Raw genomic sequence first — 18,012 nt, 5'->3', positions numbered from 1 at the left:
CCCACACGCCTGCCGATAGGTTCTGGGTCAGCATCAACACCGGAGAACCGCATGAAACGCCTCCTCATCCTCGGCGCCACCCTTGTCGCGCACTTTGTGACCCCTGCGCTGGCACAGGAGCCGACGAAGCTTCTCAACGCCTCCTACGACGTTTCCCGCGAGCTCTTCGTTGCCGAGAACGAGGCCTTCATCAAGCAGCATCCGGGCGTGACCATCGACCAGTCGCATGCCGGCACGTCGAAGCAGGCCCGCTCGATCCTCGAAGGCCTGGAAGCCGACGTCGTCACCTTCAACCAGACCACCGATATCGAGTTCCTGGCCAAGAACGGCTTTGTCTCCAAGGATTGGGCGAAGGCGTTCCCGAACAATGCCTCGCCTTTCTATTCCTTCCCGTCCTTCCTGGTGCGCAAGGGCAACCCGAAGAACATCAAGGACTGGTCCGATCTCGCCCGTGACGATGTTCACGCTGTCTTCCCCAATCCGAAAACGTCGGGCAATGCGCGCTACACCTATCTGGCGGCCTATGCCTGGGCCAAGGAGGCCTATGAAGGCGACGAGGCGAAGATCGAAGCCTACATTACCAAGATCTTTGACAACGTTCCGGTGTTCGACACCGGCGGCCGCGCCTCGACGACCACCTTCGTCGAGCGCGAAACCGGCGACGTCCTGATCACCTTCGAGGCAGAGACCCGCAGCATCGCCAAACAGTATGGCGCCGACAAGGTCGAGGCCGTCATCCCGTCGGTCAGCCTGCTCGCCGAGTTCCCGGTCGCGGTCGTCGACAAGGTCGCCGAGAAGCACGGCACTCAGGCGCTCGCCAAGACCTATCTCGATTTCCTCTATACCGAGGAAGGCCAGCGCATCGCCGCCGAGTTCGGCCACCGCGTCCGCAACGAAAAGGTCGCCGGGGAATTCAAGGCGCAGTTCCCCGACATTCGCCTCGTCAATGTCGACGACGTCTTTGGCGGCTGGAGCAAGATCCAGGCAGAGCACTTCGCTTCCGACGGCATTCTGGACAAGCTCTACGGCAGCCGCTGATCGCTCTTTAAACTCGCATTCAGTCAACCCGGCAGACGAACCGTCTGCCGGGTTTCACCATGACATGACAAGGAAATGAACGCTTGAGACGCAATGTCCTGCCCGGGTTACGCCTGTCGCTGGGGGTGACGCTGCTCTATGTGAGCCTGATCGTCGTTCTGCCGCTGGCAGCCCTCGTGTTCAAGGCCGCAAGCCTCGGCCCTCTCGACTACTGGCAGATCGTCTCGTCGCCGCGGGCACTCGCAAGCTATCGCGTCACCGTGACGGCCGCCCTTGGCGCGACGCTCTTCAATCTCTTCTTCGGCCTGGCGCTCGCCTGGGTGCTGGTGCGCTACCGCTTTCCGGGGCGCCGCATCGTCGATGCCATGGTCGACCTGCCGTTTGCCTTGCCGACGGCCGTTGCCGGCATTTCGCTGACCGCACTTTTCACGACCAACGGCGTGTTTGGCTCAATCCTCGAAAACTACGGCATCAAGGTTGCCTATACGCCTATCGGCATCATGATCGCCATGTGCTTCACCTCGCTGCCCTTCATCGTGCGCACGGTGCAACCGGTACTGGAGGATCTCGATCCGGCGCTGGAGGAGGCAGCCCAGTCGCTTGGCGGCTCGGACCTCGCGATCTTCCGCAAGGTCATTCTGCCGCTACTGACACCGGCGCTTCTCGCCGGCGTCTCTTTGTCCTTCGCCCGCTCGCTCGGCGAATTCGGCGCGATCATCTTCATCGCCGGCAACCAGCCGATGTCGACCGAGATCACCGCGCTGCTGATCTTCATCCGGCTTGAGGAATACGACTATCAGGCAGCCGCGGCGATCGCGTCCGTCCTGCTGCTCACGGCCTTCCTCATGCTCGCGGTAACCAACTGGCTGCAGGCGCGGGCGCTGCGCTACACGCGGAGGTCTTGACCATGAGTTTCAAAAAGACCGTACGCACGCTGCCGCGGGTCGGTGACGGCCCCGTGTTCCGCCGCGCCCTTATCGGCGTCGTGCTGATCATCGGCGCGTTCCTCATTCTCGCGCCGCTGCTGATCATCGGTGTCGAAGCCTTTGCCAAAGGCTGGCAGGTCTATCGCGACACGATCCTGCATCCCGACACGCGCCATGCGATCATGCTGACCGTGCTTGCGGCGCTGATCGCCGTACCCGTCAACACCGCCTTCGGCGTGGCCGCCGCCTGGGCGATCACCAAATTCGATTTCCGCGGCAAGGGCTTCCTGCTGGTGGTGATCGAGATCCCGTTCTCGGTTTCACCGATCGTCGCGGGTGTTGCCTATCTCTTCGTCTACGGGCTGCAGGGCCTGTTTGGTCCGACACTTGATGCCTATGGCATCAAGATCCTGTTTGCCATTCCAGGCATCGTGCTCGCCTCGATGTTCGTCACCGCGCCGTTTGTCGCCCGGGAGCTCATTCCGCTGATGCAGGCCCAGGGGCGCGATCTCGAAGAGGCGGCCGTTTCCCTCGGCGCTTCCGGCTTCCGCACCTTCTTTTCGGTGACGTTGCCCAACATCAAGTGGGCGCTGCTCTACGGCGTCGTCCTTTGTAATGCGCGCGTGATGGGCGAGTTCGGCGCGGTTTCGGTCGTCTCTGGTAACATCCGTGGCCAGACCAACACCCTGCCGCTCCATATCGAGCTGCTCTATCACGATTATCAGGCGGCGGGCGCTTTTGCGTCGGCGTCCATTCTGGCGCTCATCGCCGTCTTCACCATCATCGCCAAGGTCGCTCTGGAGCGCCAAGGGGCGGGCCGCGTCCGCCCAGTTGCCAATTCCGCGGAGAATGCATCATGAAGATCCGCCTTGACCACGTCGTCAAGACTTTCCAAACCTTCCGTGCCGTCAAGGACGTCTCCCTGGAGATCGAAAGCGGCGAGCTCGTCGCGCTGCTTGGGCCCTCCGGTTCTGGCAAGACGACGATATTGCGCATGGTTGCCGGCCTCGAATTCGCCGATGGCGGTCACATCTATTTCGGCGACCAGGATGCGACCGACATCCCGGTGCGCGATCGCGGCGTCGGCTTCGTGTTCCAGCACTACGCGCTTTTCCCGCATATGACCGTGGCGCAGAACATCGCCTTCGGCATGGAGGTCTCGAAGGTCAAGCGCGACAAGGCGGCCATCCATGCGCGGGTCGCTGAACTGTTGCGCCTGGTTCGCCTCGAAGGGCTCGGCGAACGGTTTCCGGCGCAGATCTCCGGCGGTCAGCGCCAGCGCGTCGCACTTGCCCGCGCGCTTGCCGTCGATCCAAAGGTGCTGCTGCTGGACGAGCCTTTCGGCGCGCTTGATGCCAATGTCCGGCGTGAGCTGCGGCGCTGGCTGCGCGAAATCCATAGTGAGCTCGGCATCACCACGCTCTTCGTCACGCACGACCAGGAAGAGGCGCTCGATCTCGCCGACCGCGTGGTGATCCTGAAGGATGGCCATATCGTTCAACAGGGGACGCCGGAGGAGGTCTGCCGCGAGCCGAAATCGGCCTTCGTCATGAAGTTCCTCGGCGATGCCAACATGCTTCCCGCCGAGGTGCGCGATGGTCGGGCCTATGCCGATGGCGCGGTCATCGATGCCGCAGGGATTGCCGACGGCAAGGCCGAGCTTTACGCCCGGCCGGTCGATCTCGACTGGGCGGCGGGAGGCCCGGGTATCGCGGCCAATATCAGCCGGGTGATGGATCGCCCTGGCGGCCGCCGGGTGGTCGCGACGACCGAGCGTGGCGTGCCGCTGGAGTTGGACCTGGAGCCGGAGCGGATCGTGAAGGCCGGCGACACCGGTTACGTGACGCTGCGGCGGGCAACGGTATTTGCGATTTAGGCTGAGCGCGCGGCCAGCCTCTTGCCGCCGTCAGGCGAAGCGGAGGGCGGATCGAGCGCGCGCCTTGGCTGCTTCTTCTTCCCGGTTGCGTGGGGGCTGTGACGTCTCGAGCGCATCGAGCAGTTCTTGCGCGCATGCCGCAATCGAATTGACCGCGTGCTCGAACGCCGCTTCGTTCCGCTTGGACGGCTTGCTCGTTCCGCTTAACTTGCGCACGAACTGCAGCGCAGCGTCATGGATCTCGGCGTTCGTCGCCGGCGGCTCGAAATTGAACAGGGGTTTGATGTTTCGGCACATGACGGGCTCCCGGTCCTCTTCGTTCTCGCTCCTGTCGAGGGCCGGATCTTAGTGCCCGTTCCTCGTCAGCGAAAGACCTTTACCGTCCGCTGCCTGCGATCCAACCGTTGGCCGGCTCCGCTCAGGAGTTCCGGCCGTTCTGTGCCAGGCGCATGCCGGCCGCGCGTCCGCCGCTCGGCACCACGACGATCTGCTTGACCTTGCCCTGCTTGAAGGCGGTCAGGAAACGCGGATAGTCGGCGAAGGCGACGCAGCCATGGGATTCCGCGCGCTTGCCGCGCAGCAGGTAGCTATGCGTCAGGAAACCGTCGCGGCCGTGCTTGTTCCTTCCGTCGACCGGCAGCATGCGGATTGCCTCGACCCCGTGGAAACGCGTTTCGCGCATCCTGAGATTGTAGGTGTGCGGCGGGGTCGGTCCGGTCATTTTGACGTCGACGTAGCGCGGGTTGTCGGCCATCTTGCCGATACCGGAATGCGCCTCGAGCACACTGCCGTCAGGCATATAGACCTTGGCAGCGGTGATGTCGTAGACGGCGACGCCGTTGCCGGCCTTCGCTCCGCCGCCAAACATGTTACGCAACGCCTGGCCGAAACCGGTGCCGGCACTGTTCTCGGTCGGATCTTCCGGCCGTGCATAGGCAAGTTTCTGCTTCTTCGGCGCTTCGTCCGCGTCTGCCTTGGCTGTCTCTTCTTCCTTTTTCACCGCTGCGTCTTCCGCCTGCTTGGTCGCAGGCTTTTCGTCTTCGGCGGGCGGCTTTTCCGCTTGCGCGGTGCGGGGGCGGAATTGCGGCATGGGACCGACCGAGGGCGTGTCCTCATGGCTCGGCAGGGCGGCCGTGTCTTCAGCCTGGTCCTGGTCCGGTTGTTCGGCGAGATCGTCCTCGGACGGCGCCGTCAACAGAGCCGAAAAGGCGCTGCCTTCCACGTGGCTCTGGGAGGGGGTGGCGTAGGCGAGCTGGACCGGGTTCTTGGCAATGGCAACAGACGCCACCGGCGCGAAGCGTTCTGGCGCCGGGAGCTTTACCGTGGCGATCTGATGGTGAACCTGGGTAGCGGGAACGGGGTCGCTCGCGACTTTCTCGGACGAGAGAACAGCCTTTTTCACCGCGGCTGCAATCCGGGCGCTCTTGCCGATCGTTTCCGCATCTATCGGGAACAGGGCATCGTGCCCGAACCTCGCCTCGCTGGGAGCGAGGCTTGCGACCATGACGGGCTGCGCCGCGGCGGCGGCCACGAGCCGCGTCGCCTGGTTGGTTCTGGCGTGCTTGTCCCAGGCGCGCTCTTTGGTCGTCTCGGCCAAATGCAGCTGCGGCTTCGGCAGCAGGCGGCCGGAACCATGCGCGTAGGAACTGCCGATCGCGGCCATGCCGACAAGCGACCACGCAGCCGCGCCGACGAGGGCGGTGCCGCAGCAAGTGATCAGCAATGGGCGCAACAGACGGTGCAAAGACTGTGGGCGAATGATCTTACTCAACAACGCAAATCAAGCCAGAAAATCTCACAAAGGCTCTCAGCCCGGCGAGCGAACGCCGCTGCGCGATTTCTGGATTGTCCCCTTCTTGACGACTGATGGACAAAAGATGGAGAAGTATGGTTAAATTTTGCTTTCCAACCGCCGAAATAGATCCCGGATCGATTTTTTTCCGCCGAAAAGGCCCATTTCGGCCGCTTTCCGGACGACTAGTACTCGGACTACGCTCACACTTGCCTGTTGGGGGTACTACGGATTGCAGCTCAGATGCGTCCGTTCTCAAAGGCCAGCCGAAAGCAGGCACCGCCGCTCTGTGAGGTCAGGATGCTCACGCGGCCTTTGTGTCGCTGCGCGATCTGCAGAACGAGATTGAGGCCGAGACCAGCGCCTCGTTCGCGCGGCTTGAGGCGGTAAAAAGCCTCGAAGACGCGCTCGCGTTCCCCCTCCGGGATGCCCGGGCCGTCGTCGCTGACTTCGATCACGCCGTCCGGCTCGACCCGTACGAGGATCACGCCCTGGTTTCCGGCATGCTCGATCGCGTTCTGGACGAGATTGGTAACCGCCCGTTCAAGCGAGACTGCGTCGCCCTGTATCAGCGACTGCTCGGTGTTTTGTTCAAACGACAGGTCGTAGCCTTCGTCGATGGCGAGCGGAGCAAGGTCGGCAACGACGTTGCGGCAGAGCGCGACGAGGTCCACGGCGGTGAAGGGCCTGGCGTCGGCTTCCAGCCGTTGCAGATCGAGCAACTGCTCGGCAAGCGCTGAAATCCTCTCGCAGTCGGAGATCAACCGGTCGCGCTCCGGCCCTGAGGCGAGCAAGTCGAGCCGCGCCTGAAGAATGGCCACAGGCGTCCGCAGCTCATGGGCGGCGTCGAGAATGAAGCGCTGATGTTGGCCATAGGATTGATCGAGCCGGTGAAGGGCGCTGTTGATGCCGCGCACGAGCGGGCGGACCTCGCTCGGAACCGCCGTTTCGGCCAGCCGGTGGCTCCGGTGCGTAATGTTGATCTCATCCGTTTCGCGGGCGAGATCGGAGATGCCCCGGATCGCCCGGTTGACGATGCGGGGCACCGCGAAGATCGTGACGAGCGCGAGCAGCACCAGCATCGGCGCGACGAACAGGCGTGAGAACGAGAGGATGAGCGACGGTTGGCTCAGAAGCGTTCCCTGTCCGAATACGGTGAAGCTGCCTTCCTCGTTTGTCATGCGCCGGATGACGGCGAGATAGTTCGATGGCGGGCCGTCGTCGCGGATGTCCGAATAGGTCATTCGGTCGAGGGCCACGGTCATGCCGCGGTAGATGTCCGGTACGTCGCCGGACTGAACGATCTCGCCCCCGTCGCTGCGCGCGATGAACCAGAAATGCGGTTGCTCGCGACGAACGCGTGCCAGTTCCGCGGTGTCAGCGAGTTCGAGCTTGCCGCCGGCACTCCGCTTGATCGCGCGGAACGTCGTCTCGACCGGGGCGGGACTGACGAGCGCGCCGCCTTCGTCAGCGACGACGAGCAGCGTGACGAAGGATAGGCCGAACGCAAGAAGCACCGCCAGCTGCAGAACCAGCAAGTGTGCAATGAGACGTTGCTTGAGAGACCGTGGCCAGAGCTTCCACACTATCCGCACCTGTTGTTGGACCGGCAACGCCGTTCGGCTGACGCTTTTATTGAGGCGGCATAGACCGATGTCAGTAAAACCTTGCCGAGACGATTGTAAACGCGAGGTTGCACGGACATTACGCGGAAAGGCGGGGGGCAGCGAGCGGGCTCGACGATCGCTTGCGCCGTTACGGCTCAAGGCGTTGACTTGTCCCAGACCCTGGCGAAATCGACGAATGCCCTGAGCGCCACCGGCATCTGGCGTCGGCTCGGATAATAGAGATAGAAGCCACCATAATAGGGGCACCAGTCTTCAAGGACGCGGACCAGCTTGCCCTCGTCGATGAGCGCGCGCACCTGGTCCTCGAAGGCAAAGGCGATCCCCGCGCCGAGAAGGGCCGCGTCGACCATCATGTCCTGGTCATCGACGATCAGGGCACCGGTCACCTCGACCTGAACTTCGACACCGCCGCGCTCGAACTCCCAGGCATAGAGCCTTCCGCTGCCGAAGCGCAGTCCGATGCAGGACAGCGCCTTCAGATGCTCGGGAGCGGTAGGCCTTGCGTGGCGCTCGAAGAAGGAAGGTGTTGCCACGATCGCGGTACGCTGGCGCGGACCGATCGGGACGGCGATCATGTCCTGCGCGACGATCTCGCCAAAGCGAACACCCGCATCGAAACCCTCCGACACCATGTCGACAAGGTCGTTATCGACGACGATCTCGATGTTGACCTTCGGATGACTTTCGAGAAACCGAGCGACGATTGGCAGGAGAACCATTTTTGCCGAAGCGCGCGCCGTGTTGAACCTCAACCGTCCGATCGGCGCTCCCCGGAAATTGTTGAGATCGTCAAGGGCGTCCTCGATGTCGCGGAAGGCGGGCGCCACGCGGGCGAGCAGAAGTTCTCCCGCCTCGGTCAGCGCAACGCTGCGGGTGGTCCGGTTGAAGAGCCTAAGGTCCAGGCGCTCCTCAAGCGCCTTCAAGGCGTGGCTGAGTGCGGACGGCGTGCAGCCGATCTCGTCGGCGGCACGGCGGAAGCTCTGGTGGCGGGCGAGCGCAAGGAAAGGCGACAGGTCGGACGGCGATATGGTTCGCATTGATGAATACCACTCAACAACTCAACAAGACTCCAGTCGATTATCTCAGCAGACGTCTCGCAGTACAACCTTCCCAGCCGCCGACGATGGAGCGGCGAAACAAACCGGAGGTTCACATGCATACGTGGTTCATCACTGGCGCATCCCGTGGATTTGGTGCTCTTATCGTTGAAAAGGCCCTGGCGAAGGGTGATCAGGTGGTCGCGACGGCGCGCAATCCCAGGGCGATCGCGGACCGCTTCGGGGATCATCCCAATCTCCTGGCCGTCGCGCTCGACGTCACTGACGAGGCCCAGGCGCATCAGGCTGTGGGCCAGGCGATCGCGCGCTTCGGGCGCATCGACATCCTGGTCAACAACGCCGGCTACGGTCTCCTGGGCGCGGTCGAGGAAGCGACAGGTCCCGAGATTGAAGCGCTCTATCGGACCAACGTCTTCGGACTTCTGGCCGTGACCCGCGCGGTGCTGCCGCACATGCGTCGCCAACGCCATGGGCGGATCCTCAACTTCTCATCCGTCGGCGGCTACCGCAGCGGACCCGGTTTCGGCGTTTACTGCTCGACGAAGTTTGCCGTCGAGGGACTGACCGAGGCTTTGGCGGCGGAACTCGCGCCCCTCGGAATCTACGCGACGGCGATCGAGCCCGGTTATTTCCGCACGGATTTTCTCGACTCGACATCACTGAGCGTCAGCCCGATCGAGATCAGCGACTATGCGGAGACCGCAGGTGCCGTCCGCAGCAAGGCGAAGGAGATCAGCCACAACCAGCCGGGCAACCCCGACAGGCTTGCGGACGTACTGATCGCGTTCGTCGATGCGGAGCAGCCGCCGGTCCGGCTTCCGCTTGGCAGCGACACGGTGGCTGCGATCGAGGCCAAGCACGCTTCGGATCGCGATCTTCTTGCCCAGTGGCACACGGTTTCCGTTTCGACAGACTTCGAACAGGCCGTTTGAAACAGAGCCTGGATCGATTTTCTTCTGATCAGCAATAAATGCCGCCGGTACCGACTGCCCGGAGCCATCCGGGGTTCGGTGCCGGCGATCCAATCCCCGCGTTTTCGCGCAAAGGCGCTTGTCGGGCTCTAAAACATGAGTATAATCGACAAGTATTAGCGTGCCGCATCGGACGAGCCGCAGCTTTTCCCGCGAAGTTTGCATCATGCCTGAAGAAATCCACCCCCAAGACCGCCGTGGCGCGCTTCGCTAGGAAGGGTGGCTGATGGCAAGCTCTCTCAATCACTGGCTCGGTCTGCTCTTCAGACGTCACCACAAGGAGGTGGTGCGCTATGCATCGCGCCTGATCGGCAATCGGGATGACGGTGAGGAAGTTGTGCAGAACGCCTATCTGCGCATGGTGAGGGTAGACCGCCGCAGCGTCGAGCACCCGCGTTCCTACCTGTTCAGGGCAGCGCGAAATGCGGCGATTGACTTTCGCATCAAGCTCGAGCGGGAGTGGTCGCGCCGGGTCGAATTGGACCAAGCAGACCGTCTGTCATCGTCGGACGATTTTGCGTTGCGGCTGGAATTTCGCGACAAGGTCGCAGCCCCTTCCGTTCTCTTGAACGAGTTGCCGGTGGCCTGCCGAACGGCCTTCATCATGAACAAGGTCGAGGGCCTTTCGCACCGCGAAATAGCCGAAACGCTGGGCATCTCGGTCAGCATGGTCGAAAAGCACATGCTGCGTGCCCTGAGCCATTGCCGCGACGTGCGGCGCGAGCTGGACCATGTCTGACAAGGGGCGGCGATGAAACCGGCATCAGCGACAACGCAATGTCCCGCAAGGGACATCTCCGACGCGGCGCTCGCCTGGGTCGTCCGGCTGCATTCCGGCGAGGCGACCAGCGAGGATCAACGCGCCTATGATGCGTGGCGCGGACAAAGTGCCGAGCACGAGGCGGCGGCGATCGAAGCGGAAGCCTTGTGGGACGATGCGGCACACCTGCGCCGCGATCGCCAAACCGGTCTCGTCTATCCCGGCCGCGACACCGCGCTCCTTTCGCGCCGCCGTCTTCTGACCGGCGCGTTCGGCATCGCTGTTCTGGGAGGCGGGCTTGCCGCTTCGCGCCCCTGGCTGCGCATCCTCGGCTCCGACTATGCGACCACCACGGCAGAGACGCGTTCGATCGACCTGCCCGACGGGTCACGGGTGGTCCTCAACGCGCGCACTGCGATGGACGTGGATTTCGACGAACGGGCGCGCCGGGTGGTTCTGAAGGAAGGCCAGGCATTCTTCGACGTGGCGGCGGACGCACGACCCTTTCAGGTTGCCTCAGGTGAAACCATCGTCAAGGCCCTTGGAACCGCCTTCGACGTGGACGCCAATGCCGCCGATGGTTCGCTCGGCATTGCTGTCACCCGCCATTCCGTTCGCGTATCGCCAATGGCAGGCGGGGACCTCATGGGCGTTACGATTGCCGAGGGAGAGCGCGTGTCGGTCGGGGGTGACGGCGCCATCGGTAACCCTGTCGTGCAGGATCCGGCAATCGCACTCGCATGGCAGTCCGGCATGTATGTCGCCGAAAACCGCAGGCTCGGCGACGTCGTCGCTGCCCTTAGCCGCTATCACGGCGGCTGGATCGTCTTCAGCCATGACCGCTTGAAGTCGACATTGGTCAGCGCGGTGCTGGATCTCAGAACCCCTGACGCCTCGCTTTCAGCACTTGCGTCCGGCCTGCCGATCCGGGTCACGCGCATGACGCGCTTCGTGACATTGATCTCGGCGGTCTAGCCGGTTTCATTTTTTTTCGAACATCGTTGCGGGTTTTTGGGTGACGCCTCGTCTCGGCTTTTGAGGGGTGTGTCCTGCCAGCAGGAAGAACGATCCCTCGCTCAAAGCATGGGAATAGGGATCAGATGTCCAGACAAACGGGGCGAAACAAACTTCTTGGCGCGGTCGTGGTCGCAACCACGGCGGTCGGTTCACTTCAAACGGCAATGCCGGCTCTGGCACAACAGGAACGGTCTGCCCGTTCCGGCGCCACCACCTTCGACATACCGGCGCAGTCCCTGACCGCGGCGCTTACGGCATTTGCGCGGCAGTCGGGGCTGAGACTTGCCTATTCGGCATCGCTGACCCAGGGGAAATCCGCGCCTGCCGTCAGCGGACCTATCCCCCCGGCAGAGGCGCTCTCGCAGCTTTTGTCCGGCAGCGGCCTCTCCTATAGCCTGAACGGCGGGACCGTCACGATCACCGAGCGCGTTTCCGGTGCGCACGCGGTCGGTGCGGCCAACGGCGAGACGATGCTTGCGCCGATCGTCGCCGGCGGCGGCATCATCAATCCGGTGGATGCGCCCTATGAAACGGCTGCGCCGACCGCCTACATCTCGCAAGAAAACATCGACCGCTTCCGCGGATCGAGCCCGGCCGACATTTTCCGCGGCACGCCGGGCGTGCTTTCCGGCGAAGCGCGCAACGGCGCCGGCGCCGTCGACGTCAACATCCGCGGCATGCAGGGTATGGGCCGCGTTGCCGTCACCGTCGACGGAGCCGCCAATTCGGCCACGGTCTATCAGGGCTATCAGGGCATCTCCAACCGGACCTTCGTCGATCCGGATTTCCTGGGGGGCGTCGATATCACCAGGGGATCGGACGTCGCATCGAGCGGTATCTCCGGCACGGTGGCGATGCGCACGCTGGACGCCGGCGACATCGTGAAGGAGGGGCACACATTCGGCCTTCGGGTCAAAGGCGGCTTTGGCACCAACACATCCACGCCGCCGCCGGCCGGCACCACGGCGGGCTATGCCTGGCCGGGGGGCACCTGGGCGCCTCCGGTCGCAACGGCAAAAAGCGACGGAATGGACCGCCCCTCGTTCTTCGATCCGACCAGCGGCTCGGGCAGCATCGTCGGTGCGATGCAGGAAGAAAACGTCGACCTCCTTGCCGGTTACGCCTATCGCCGGCAGGGCAACTATCACGCGGGCACCAACGGACCCTCGGCAGTACCGGTCAGCATGGGACCGCGACCCTTCTGCTATGAGAGCGGCGTATGCCTGCCGCCCGCCCGGGGCTGGAAAGACTATATCGACAATATTGGCATCGCCAACTACCGCGCCGGCGAGGAGGTGCTGAACATCCAGCTCCAGACAAAGTCCTATCTCGCCAAGGGCACAGTTCGCTTCGAGAACGGTCACAGCCTGCAGTTCGGCTACAATGGTTTTCGCAGCGAGGCCGGCGACCTCCTGGCGTCGCGCCTGACCTCGGATCGGGGTCAGGCGATGCAGCAGGGCCTGACGGCGGGAACGAAGGTCGATGCCGGCACGCTTCGATACGGCTGGAAGCCTGACGACAACGACCTCATCGATCTCAAGGCCAATCTCTGGGCCACGCGGCTGGAGCTGCGCAATCCCCGGCGGAGCGGCGTGCTCTATCCGCAGCCCGGAGATTTCGGCCTGCCGGCCGATTTCCGCACCGGCTCCGACACCTTCATGTGGGGCGCCGATGTCGCAAACACGTCGGTTTTGACGATCGACTACGGCGGGCTCGACCTGACCTACGGCCTGTCGTTCCTGAGCGAGGATACGCGACCGAGCAAGTTCACACCGGAACTGGAGACCTGGCTCGACCTTCGCGATGGCACGCGGCAGGAGGCGGCGGCCTTCACTAAGGCTGCCTGGAAAGCCACCGATTGGCTGACGATCAATGGTGGCCTGCGCTACCAGCACTACTGGACCGAGGATCGAAATGCCCCCGAACAGGCCCGACCGGGCTACACCTACGACACAGCCCTCAGCGACGGCGGCTTCAGCCCCTCGGTGGGCGTGACGTTGGAGCCTTTCGACGGCACTCAATTTTATGTGAACTACTCGAGCGCACTGCGCTCGCCGAGCATCTTCGAGGGCGTTTCGGCCTTCACCATGAACGTCAATTCCAACCTGCGGCCGGAACGGTCGAGCAATTGGGAAGTGGGCACCAACCTGAGGCGCGAAGGCGTATTTTCGGCCGACGACCAGGCGATGATGAAGCTCGGCTTCTTCGACTGGAATGTCGACAACTACATCTCGCGCGAATGGTATACCGATCCGCGCGGGATCTCCGGCATGCGCATTCACAACATTGCCGGCGCGCACTTCCAGGGCATAGAACTGTCCGGTCGTTATGAACGCGGCGGCTTTACCGCCGAGCTCGCCGCCAACTACTACACTGACGTCGAGTTTTGCCGAACAGCGACCACTTGCGGACACAAGTCGCTCTATGCCGACTACGCCACCAACCAGGTGCCGCCGGAATACACGGTCGCGCTGACGCTGTCGCAGACATTCCTCGACGACGCCTTGACGGTTGGCGGGCGGATTTCTCGTACAGGATCGCGCGCGATCGGTCATGGCGACGTGACCGCGCAGGGCGCTTCCCAGTTCATCTCGCTGATCGACTGGAAGCCCTATACGCTGGTGGACGCGTTCGCCGAGTACCGGATCAACGAGACCCTGACGGCGAGCTTCCGCATCGAGAACCTGACCGACGCCTATTATGTCGATCCCTTGAGCCTGGTGCAGCAGCCCGGCCCGGGACGTACCTTCTACGCGTCGTTGAAGGCGGAGTTCTGAGCCCGCGAACCGCATGCCGTTCATGACCGCGCCGGCGCCGGCGCGGCCAGCTATTCGACGACTGCGGCGACAGGATTTTCGTCACGGCCTCGCAGTGGTTTTTCCGGCATGAGATGAAAGAAGACGAGCGCCGCCGCCATCGCTGCGGCGCTCGCGATGAAGATATAGGTGAAGGGCACGGCCGACGTAACCGTCGTGCCGAGCGGTCCCACCCCTTCGCCAGCAAGCGGCAGTCCGTTGCCAAGAGCGATCGCGCCGAATGCCGCGACGCCGAGGGCGCCACCGAGCGATCGCAGGAACGTCAGAACACCGGTTGCGACGCCAAGATGCGCCTGGTCGACGGCGTTCTGAACCGAAATCGTCGCCACCGGAAAGGTCATGCCCGAGCCGAAACCGGCGGCGAATGTCAGCATTTCGAGGACGACGAGCGAGGTCCGACCGGCGAGAGCAGCAAGGGCCGCCAGGCAAAGAAAGGCCAGCGCGCCGCCGACCAGCGCCATCCTCTTATAGTGAACGATGCGCGGTATCGTCCGCCCGCTGGTCGTCGCTCCACAGACGGTCCCAAGCAGCAGGCCGAGCATCACCACGCCCGAACTGCTGGCCGACAGGCCATGGAACGTTTGCGCATAGACGGGGATATAGACCGAGAGCCCGACATTGGCGCCCTGCGCCAGAAACATCGCGAGCGTTCCGTAGCGTACGATGGGATTGGCAAGCACTTCCAGCGAGATCAGCGGTTCGCTCGCCCTGCGCAGCCGCAAGGCAAAGGCGAACCAGAGCACGACGGAAGCGCCAAGCAAGCCGAGTATGACGGCGGAAAGCCATGGATAGCGGCTGCCGCCCCAGTTGAGCGCAAGCAGCAATAGCGAAGTCGCAGCGACGAGCAATAGAGCTCCGGCCCCGTCGATACGATGCGCGCGGGCGACGGTCGGCAGCTTCCTCAGCGGCTTGTTGATGATCGCCATCGCCACCAGCCCCAGCGGGATATTGATCCAGAAGATCAGCGACCAGTGCAGATGCTCGGCGAAGGTGCCGCCGAGCAGCGGCCCGGCGATGCTCGCGACCGCCCAGGTTCCCGATATCCAGGCGGCGTAACGCGCCCGTTCCTTGGGCGGTACGAGATCGCCGATGACGGTCTGCGCCAGCGCAAACAGGCCGCCGCCACCAAGACCCTGCACCGCACGGCCTACGATCAGTGTCAGCATGTTGGGCGCCAGCGCGCTTATCAGCGATCCCGCGAGGAAAATGATGATGGCCGCAAAGATCGTCGGCCGCCGTCCGTAGATATCCGAGATCTTGCCGTAAAGCGGCGCCATTGCCGTCGCGGTCAGCAGGTAGCCGGTCACGACCCAGGGCAGATAGTCGCTATGTCCCAGCGCCTTGCCGATGGTCGGCATCGCCGGTGCCACAATCGTCTGGTCGAGTGCTGCCAGAAGCATGGAGAGAAGAACGCCGCCGATGATGACGTTCTTTTCCGGCTCGGAAAGGGCGGACCCCGTTGCTGCCATTGCATTTCGATGAAGCGTCTCAGTCATTCTTGCGGCCTGATTGCAATCCGACGTTTAGTAGTGCCGACGGCATTCAGAAAGGCTGGCATGCCGATAGTCAACCGCCTTGGCGATCAGACCGGACCGGCGCCTCCGATGCACCGCACGATGGTCTGCACGAGCGTAGCAGGATGCGGGGCTGTGCGGGGCGAAAACCGGCAGCCTGGGCTTGCTGATTTGACAAACTTTGCCAAAGTATGCCATGCTTGCCCGCAGGAAATGGAGACCGACATGGCGACGATGAACGTATCCTTGCCCGACCCGATGAAGGATTGGGTGGAAGCGCAAACGCGCACGGGCCGTTATGCCAACGCCAGCGATTATGTGCGCGACCTCATCCGCAGGGATCAGGAGCGAAATGACAAGGTTGCGGTGATGCAACGCTTTGTCGACGACGGTCTGAAGAGCGGCGTCGGGTCCCGCTCCAAGGACGAGCTCTTTTCCGCGGCGCTTACGCGCGCTGAAGTGCCGCGCGGATAATGGCGTTTCGGCTTTCCGTCGCGGCAGAAGAAGACATCATCGCGATCGCCGCAGATGGGGTGCGCCTTTTCGGCTCCGCCCAGGCGCGGCGATATCACGATGAACTCTTCGCCGTATTCGCCTTGATTGCCGCCAACCCGCGCATGGCGCGCGAACGCACGGAGCTGTCGCCGCCGATGCGCATCCATCCGTTCAAGGCACATCTGGTCGTCTACCGGATCGAGGCGGACGCCAACATCCTCGTCGCTCGCGTCCGTCACGCGCACGAGGACTGGATGAACAACGCGTTTTAGCCGGGCACGATATGACAAGGGACGGTGTCATCGACACCGTCCCTTGTTGCTTTCTCGGGCGAGCGGACGTTCACCTGCCGCGGCGTCAGACGCTCTTTCGCGTGACGAAGCGTGTTTCCAGATAGGCCTCGATCGCTTCGGAWCCGCCCTCGGTGCCGTAGCCGGAATCCTTGATGCCGCCGAAGGGGACTTCGGGGAGCGCCAGRCCCAGATGGTTGATCGAAATCATTCCGCTTTCGACCTCGCTTGCCAGGCGGTGGGCGCTGCGCTCCGATCCGGTAAAGGCATAGGCCGCAAGACCGAAGGGCAGGCGATTGGCCTCGTTGATCGCCTCGTCGAGATCATGGAAGCGATTGATGATCGAGACCGGGCCGAACGGCTCGTCGTTCATGATCCGGGCGGAAAGCGGCACGTCCGCCAGAACCGTCGGCTCGAAGAAGTAGCCGCGGTTGCCGATGCGATGGCCGCCGGTCGCCAATCGGGCACCATGCTCGAGCGCGTCGGCAACCAGGCTTTCGATCNTGGGCGCTGCGCTCCGATCCGGTAAAGGCATAGGCCGCAAGACCGAAGGGCAGGCGATTGGCCTCGTTGATCGCCTCGTCGAGATCATGGAAGCGATTGATGATCGAGACCGGACCGAACGGCTCGTCGTTCATGATCCGGGCGGAAAGCGGCACGTCCGCCAGAATCGTCGGCTCGAAGAAGTAGCCGCGGTTGCCGATGCGATGGCCGCCGGTCGCCAATCGGGCACCATGCTCGAGCGCGTCGGCAACCAGGCTTTCGATCGCCGGGATGCGCCGCTCGTTGGCAAGCGGCCCCATGTCGACGCCGGCTTCGAGACCGTTGCCGACCTTGATCGTCTTCGAGGCGGCGACGAAGCCGTCGAGGAACTGATCGGCGACGCGCTCCTGCACGAGGAAGCGGGTCGGTGACACGCAGACCTGGCCGGCATTGCGGTACTTGCTGGCGGACATGATGGCGACGGCGCGTTCGACATCGGCATCATCGGTGACGATGACAGGCGCATGCCCGCCCAGTTCCATCGTCGCGCGCTTCATGTGCTGGCCGGCAAGGGCCGCCAGCATCTTGCCGACCGGGGTCGAGCCGGTAAACGACATCTTGCGGATCACCGGATGGGCGATCAGGTATTCCGAGATGACCGAGGGCACGCCGTAGACAAGGTTGACGACGCCGGCCGGAAGCCCGGCATCGACGAAGCAGCGGATGAGCTCGGCCGGCGACGCCGGTGTTTCCTCGGGCGCCTTGACGATGATCGAGCATCCGGTGGTCAGCGCCGCCGACAGCTTGCGCACCACCTGGTTGATCGGGAAGTTCCAGGGCGTGAAGGCGGCAACCGGACCGACCGGCAGCTTGACGGTCATCTGGGTGACATCGGGTGCGCGCGGCGGAATGATCTGGCCGTAGGCCCGCTTTCCCTCCTCGGCGAACCACTCGATGATGTCGGCGGCGCCAAGGATCTCGCCCTTCGACTGGGCAAGCGGTTTGCCTTGCTCGCGCGTCATCAGAAAGGCGATGTCGCCGGCCCGTTCGCGCAGCAGGGCGGCTGCCGACCGCATCACCTGGGCGCGGTCGAAGGCGGAGGTTGCCCGCCACGTCTTGAAGCCCTTCTCGGCGGCCGCAAGCGCCTCATTGAGGTCTTCCACTTCGGCCCAGGCCACCTGGCCGATCGTTTCCTCGTTGGCCGGGTCGATGACGGGAATGGTCTTGCCGGAACGCGCCGGCCGCCAGGCGCCGTCGATATGAAGCAGGATGTCTGGGTAGTGAGCCATGGGAAACCCTTTACTGAATGAAGTTCGCCGCTTTGAGCGCGATGCCGTAGGATCAGGTC

At 63.4% G+C, this 18,012-nt stretch carries 16 protein-coding genes and 1 pseudogene; 10 read left to right on the top strand and 7 right to left on the bottom strand.

The genetic code is table 11. The features are described 5' to 3' along the window. Positions 1-51 precede the first annotated feature (51 nt). From cysP to ASD01_RS05985, 4 genes are all read left to right on the top strand, one after another. Complete coding sequence (gene cysP, locus ASD01_RS06000) at positions 52-1,038, top strand: thiosulfate ABC transporter substrate-binding protein CysP (RefSeq protein WP_060530496.1); 987 nt, start codon at positions 52-54, stop codon at positions 1,036-1,038. Between the two features lie 83 nt (positions 1,039-1,121). Beyond that, entirely contained in the window at positions 1,122-1,943 is an 822-nt protein-coding gene (gene cysT, locus ASD01_RS05995) for a sulfate ABC transporter permease subunit CysT (protein WP_060581413.1), read from the top strand. Positions 1,944-1,945: 2 nt separating this feature from the next. After that, positions 1,946-2,824, top strand: coding sequence for a sulfate ABC transporter permease subunit CysW (cysW, locus tag ASD01_RS05990; protein WP_060581414.1), 879 nt, complete (start codon positions 1,946-1,948; stop codon positions 2,822-2,824). Then, on the top strand, positions 2,821-3,840 hold the full coding sequence (locus ASD01_RS05985) for a sulfate/molybdate ABC transporter ATP-binding protein (RefSeq protein WP_034798163.1): 1,020 nt from the start codon (positions 2,821-2,823) through the stop codon (positions 3,838-3,840). The genes cysW and ASD01_RS05985 overlap by 4 nt, the downstream gene beginning before the upstream one ends. Positions 3,841-3,870: 30 nt before the next feature. On the opposite strand, the gene ASD01_RS05980 is transcribed toward ASD01_RS05985, so the two are convergent. The 4 genes from ASD01_RS05980 to ASD01_RS05965 all read right to left on the bottom strand — a co-directional run bounded on the left by ASD01_RS05980 (position 3,871) and on the right by ASD01_RS05965 (position 8,297). Continuing rightward, the gene (locus ASD01_RS05980; RefSeq protein ID WP_034798165.1) at positions 3,871-4,137 is read right to left on the bottom strand and encodes a DUF2277 domain-containing protein; all 267 of its coding nucleotides are present in this window, start codon (positions 4,135-4,137) and stop codon (positions 3,871-3,873) included. Positions 4,138-4,258: 121 nt separating this feature from the next. Beyond that, entirely contained in the window at positions 4,259-5,611 is a 1,353-nt protein-coding gene (locus ASD01_RS05975) for a DUF2778 domain-containing protein (RefSeq protein WP_244495196.1), read from the bottom strand. Positions 5,612-5,871: 260 nt separating this feature from the next. Then, positions 5,872-7,149: a sensor histidine kinase gene (locus ASD01_RS05970; protein WP_244495195.1), complete on the bottom strand. Its 1,278-nt coding sequence runs from the start codon at positions 7,147-7,149 to the stop codon at positions 5,872-5,874. Positions 7,150-7,394: 245 nt separating this feature from the next. Further along, complete coding sequence (locus ASD01_RS05965) at positions 7,395-8,297, bottom strand: LysR family transcriptional regulator (RefSeq protein ID WP_060643652.1); 903 nt, start codon at positions 8,295-8,297, stop codon at positions 7,395-7,397. A gap of 116 nt (positions 8,298-8,413) precedes the next feature. On the opposite strand from ASD01_RS05965, the gene ASD01_RS05960 reads away from it, so the two are divergent. The 4 genes from ASD01_RS05960 to ASD01_RS05945 all read left to right on the top strand — a co-directional run bounded on the left by ASD01_RS05960 (position 8,414) and on the right by ASD01_RS05945 (position 13,843). Continuing rightward, a complete protein-coding gene (locus tag ASD01_RS05960; protein ID WP_060530560.1) occupies positions 8,414-9,250 on the top strand; it encodes an oxidoreductase in 837 nt (278 codons plus the stop codon). 265 nt (positions 9,251-9,515) lie between these two features. Next, the gene (locus tag ASD01_RS05955) at positions 9,516-10,028 is read left to right on the top strand and encodes a sigma-70 family RNA polymerase sigma factor (RefSeq protein ID WP_060643651.1); all 513 of its coding nucleotides are present in this window, start codon (positions 9,516-9,518) and stop codon (positions 10,026-10,028) included. A gap of 12 nt (positions 10,029-10,040) precedes the next feature. After that, positions 10,041-11,024, top strand: a complete 984-nt coding sequence (locus tag ASD01_RS05950; protein WP_060643650.1) for a FecR family protein — start codon at positions 10,041-10,043, stop codon at positions 11,022-11,024. Positions 11,025-11,149: 125 nt separating this feature from the next. After that, a complete protein-coding gene (locus ASD01_RS05945; RefSeq protein ID WP_060643649.1) occupies positions 11,150-13,843 on the top strand; it encodes a TonB-dependent receptor in 2,694 nt (897 codons plus the stop codon). 50 nt (positions 13,844-13,893) lie between these two features. On the opposite strand, the gene ASD01_RS05940 is transcribed toward ASD01_RS05945, so the two are convergent. Then, positions 13,894-15,351 carry an MDR family MFS transporter gene (locus ASD01_RS05940; protein ID WP_244495194.1) on the bottom strand — a complete coding sequence of 486 codons (1,458 nt, stop codon included), beginning with the start codon at positions 15,349-15,351 and terminating at the stop codon, positions 13,894-13,896. 270 nt (positions 15,352-15,621) lie between these two features. On the opposite strand from ASD01_RS05940, the gene ASD01_RS05935 reads away from it, so the two are divergent. Both ASD01_RS05935 and ASD01_RS05930 read left to right on the top strand, forming a co-directional pair. After that, positions 15,622-15,870 (top strand): type II toxin-antitoxin system ParD family antitoxin, encoded by a 249-nt coding sequence (locus tag ASD01_RS05935; protein ID WP_034798187.1) that lies wholly within the window; start codon positions 15,622-15,624, stop codon positions 15,868-15,870. Further along, positions 15,870-16,163, top strand: a complete 294-nt coding sequence (locus ASD01_RS05930; protein ID WP_060643648.1) for a type II toxin-antitoxin system RelE/ParE family toxin — start codon at positions 15,870-15,872, stop codon at positions 16,161-16,163. The genes ASD01_RS05935 and ASD01_RS05930 overlap by 1 nt, the downstream gene beginning before the upstream one ends. Before the next feature lie 85 nt (positions 16,164-16,248). Here ASD01_RS05930 and ASD01_RS36480 read toward each other — a convergent pair. Next, positions 16,249-16,684, bottom strand: a pseudogene (locus ASD01_RS36480) (aldehyde dehydrogenase family protein); the annotation flags it as partial. Between the two features lies 1 nt (position 16,685). After that, positions 16,686-17,953, bottom strand: a 1,268-nt coding sequence (locus ASD01_RS05920) for an NAD-dependent succinate-semialdehyde dehydrogenase (protein WP_156623619.1), incomplete at its 3' end; no start/stop codon positions are given. Positions 17,954-18,012: the final 59 nt, after the last annotated feature.

This window comes from Ensifer sp. Root423, from assembly GCF_001426275.1.
GTDB lineage: Bacteria > Pseudomonadota > Alphaproteobacteria > Rhizobiales > Rhizobiaceae > Ensifer > Ensifer adhaerens.
This window is presented reverse-complemented; position numbering and strand designations above follow the sequence as displayed.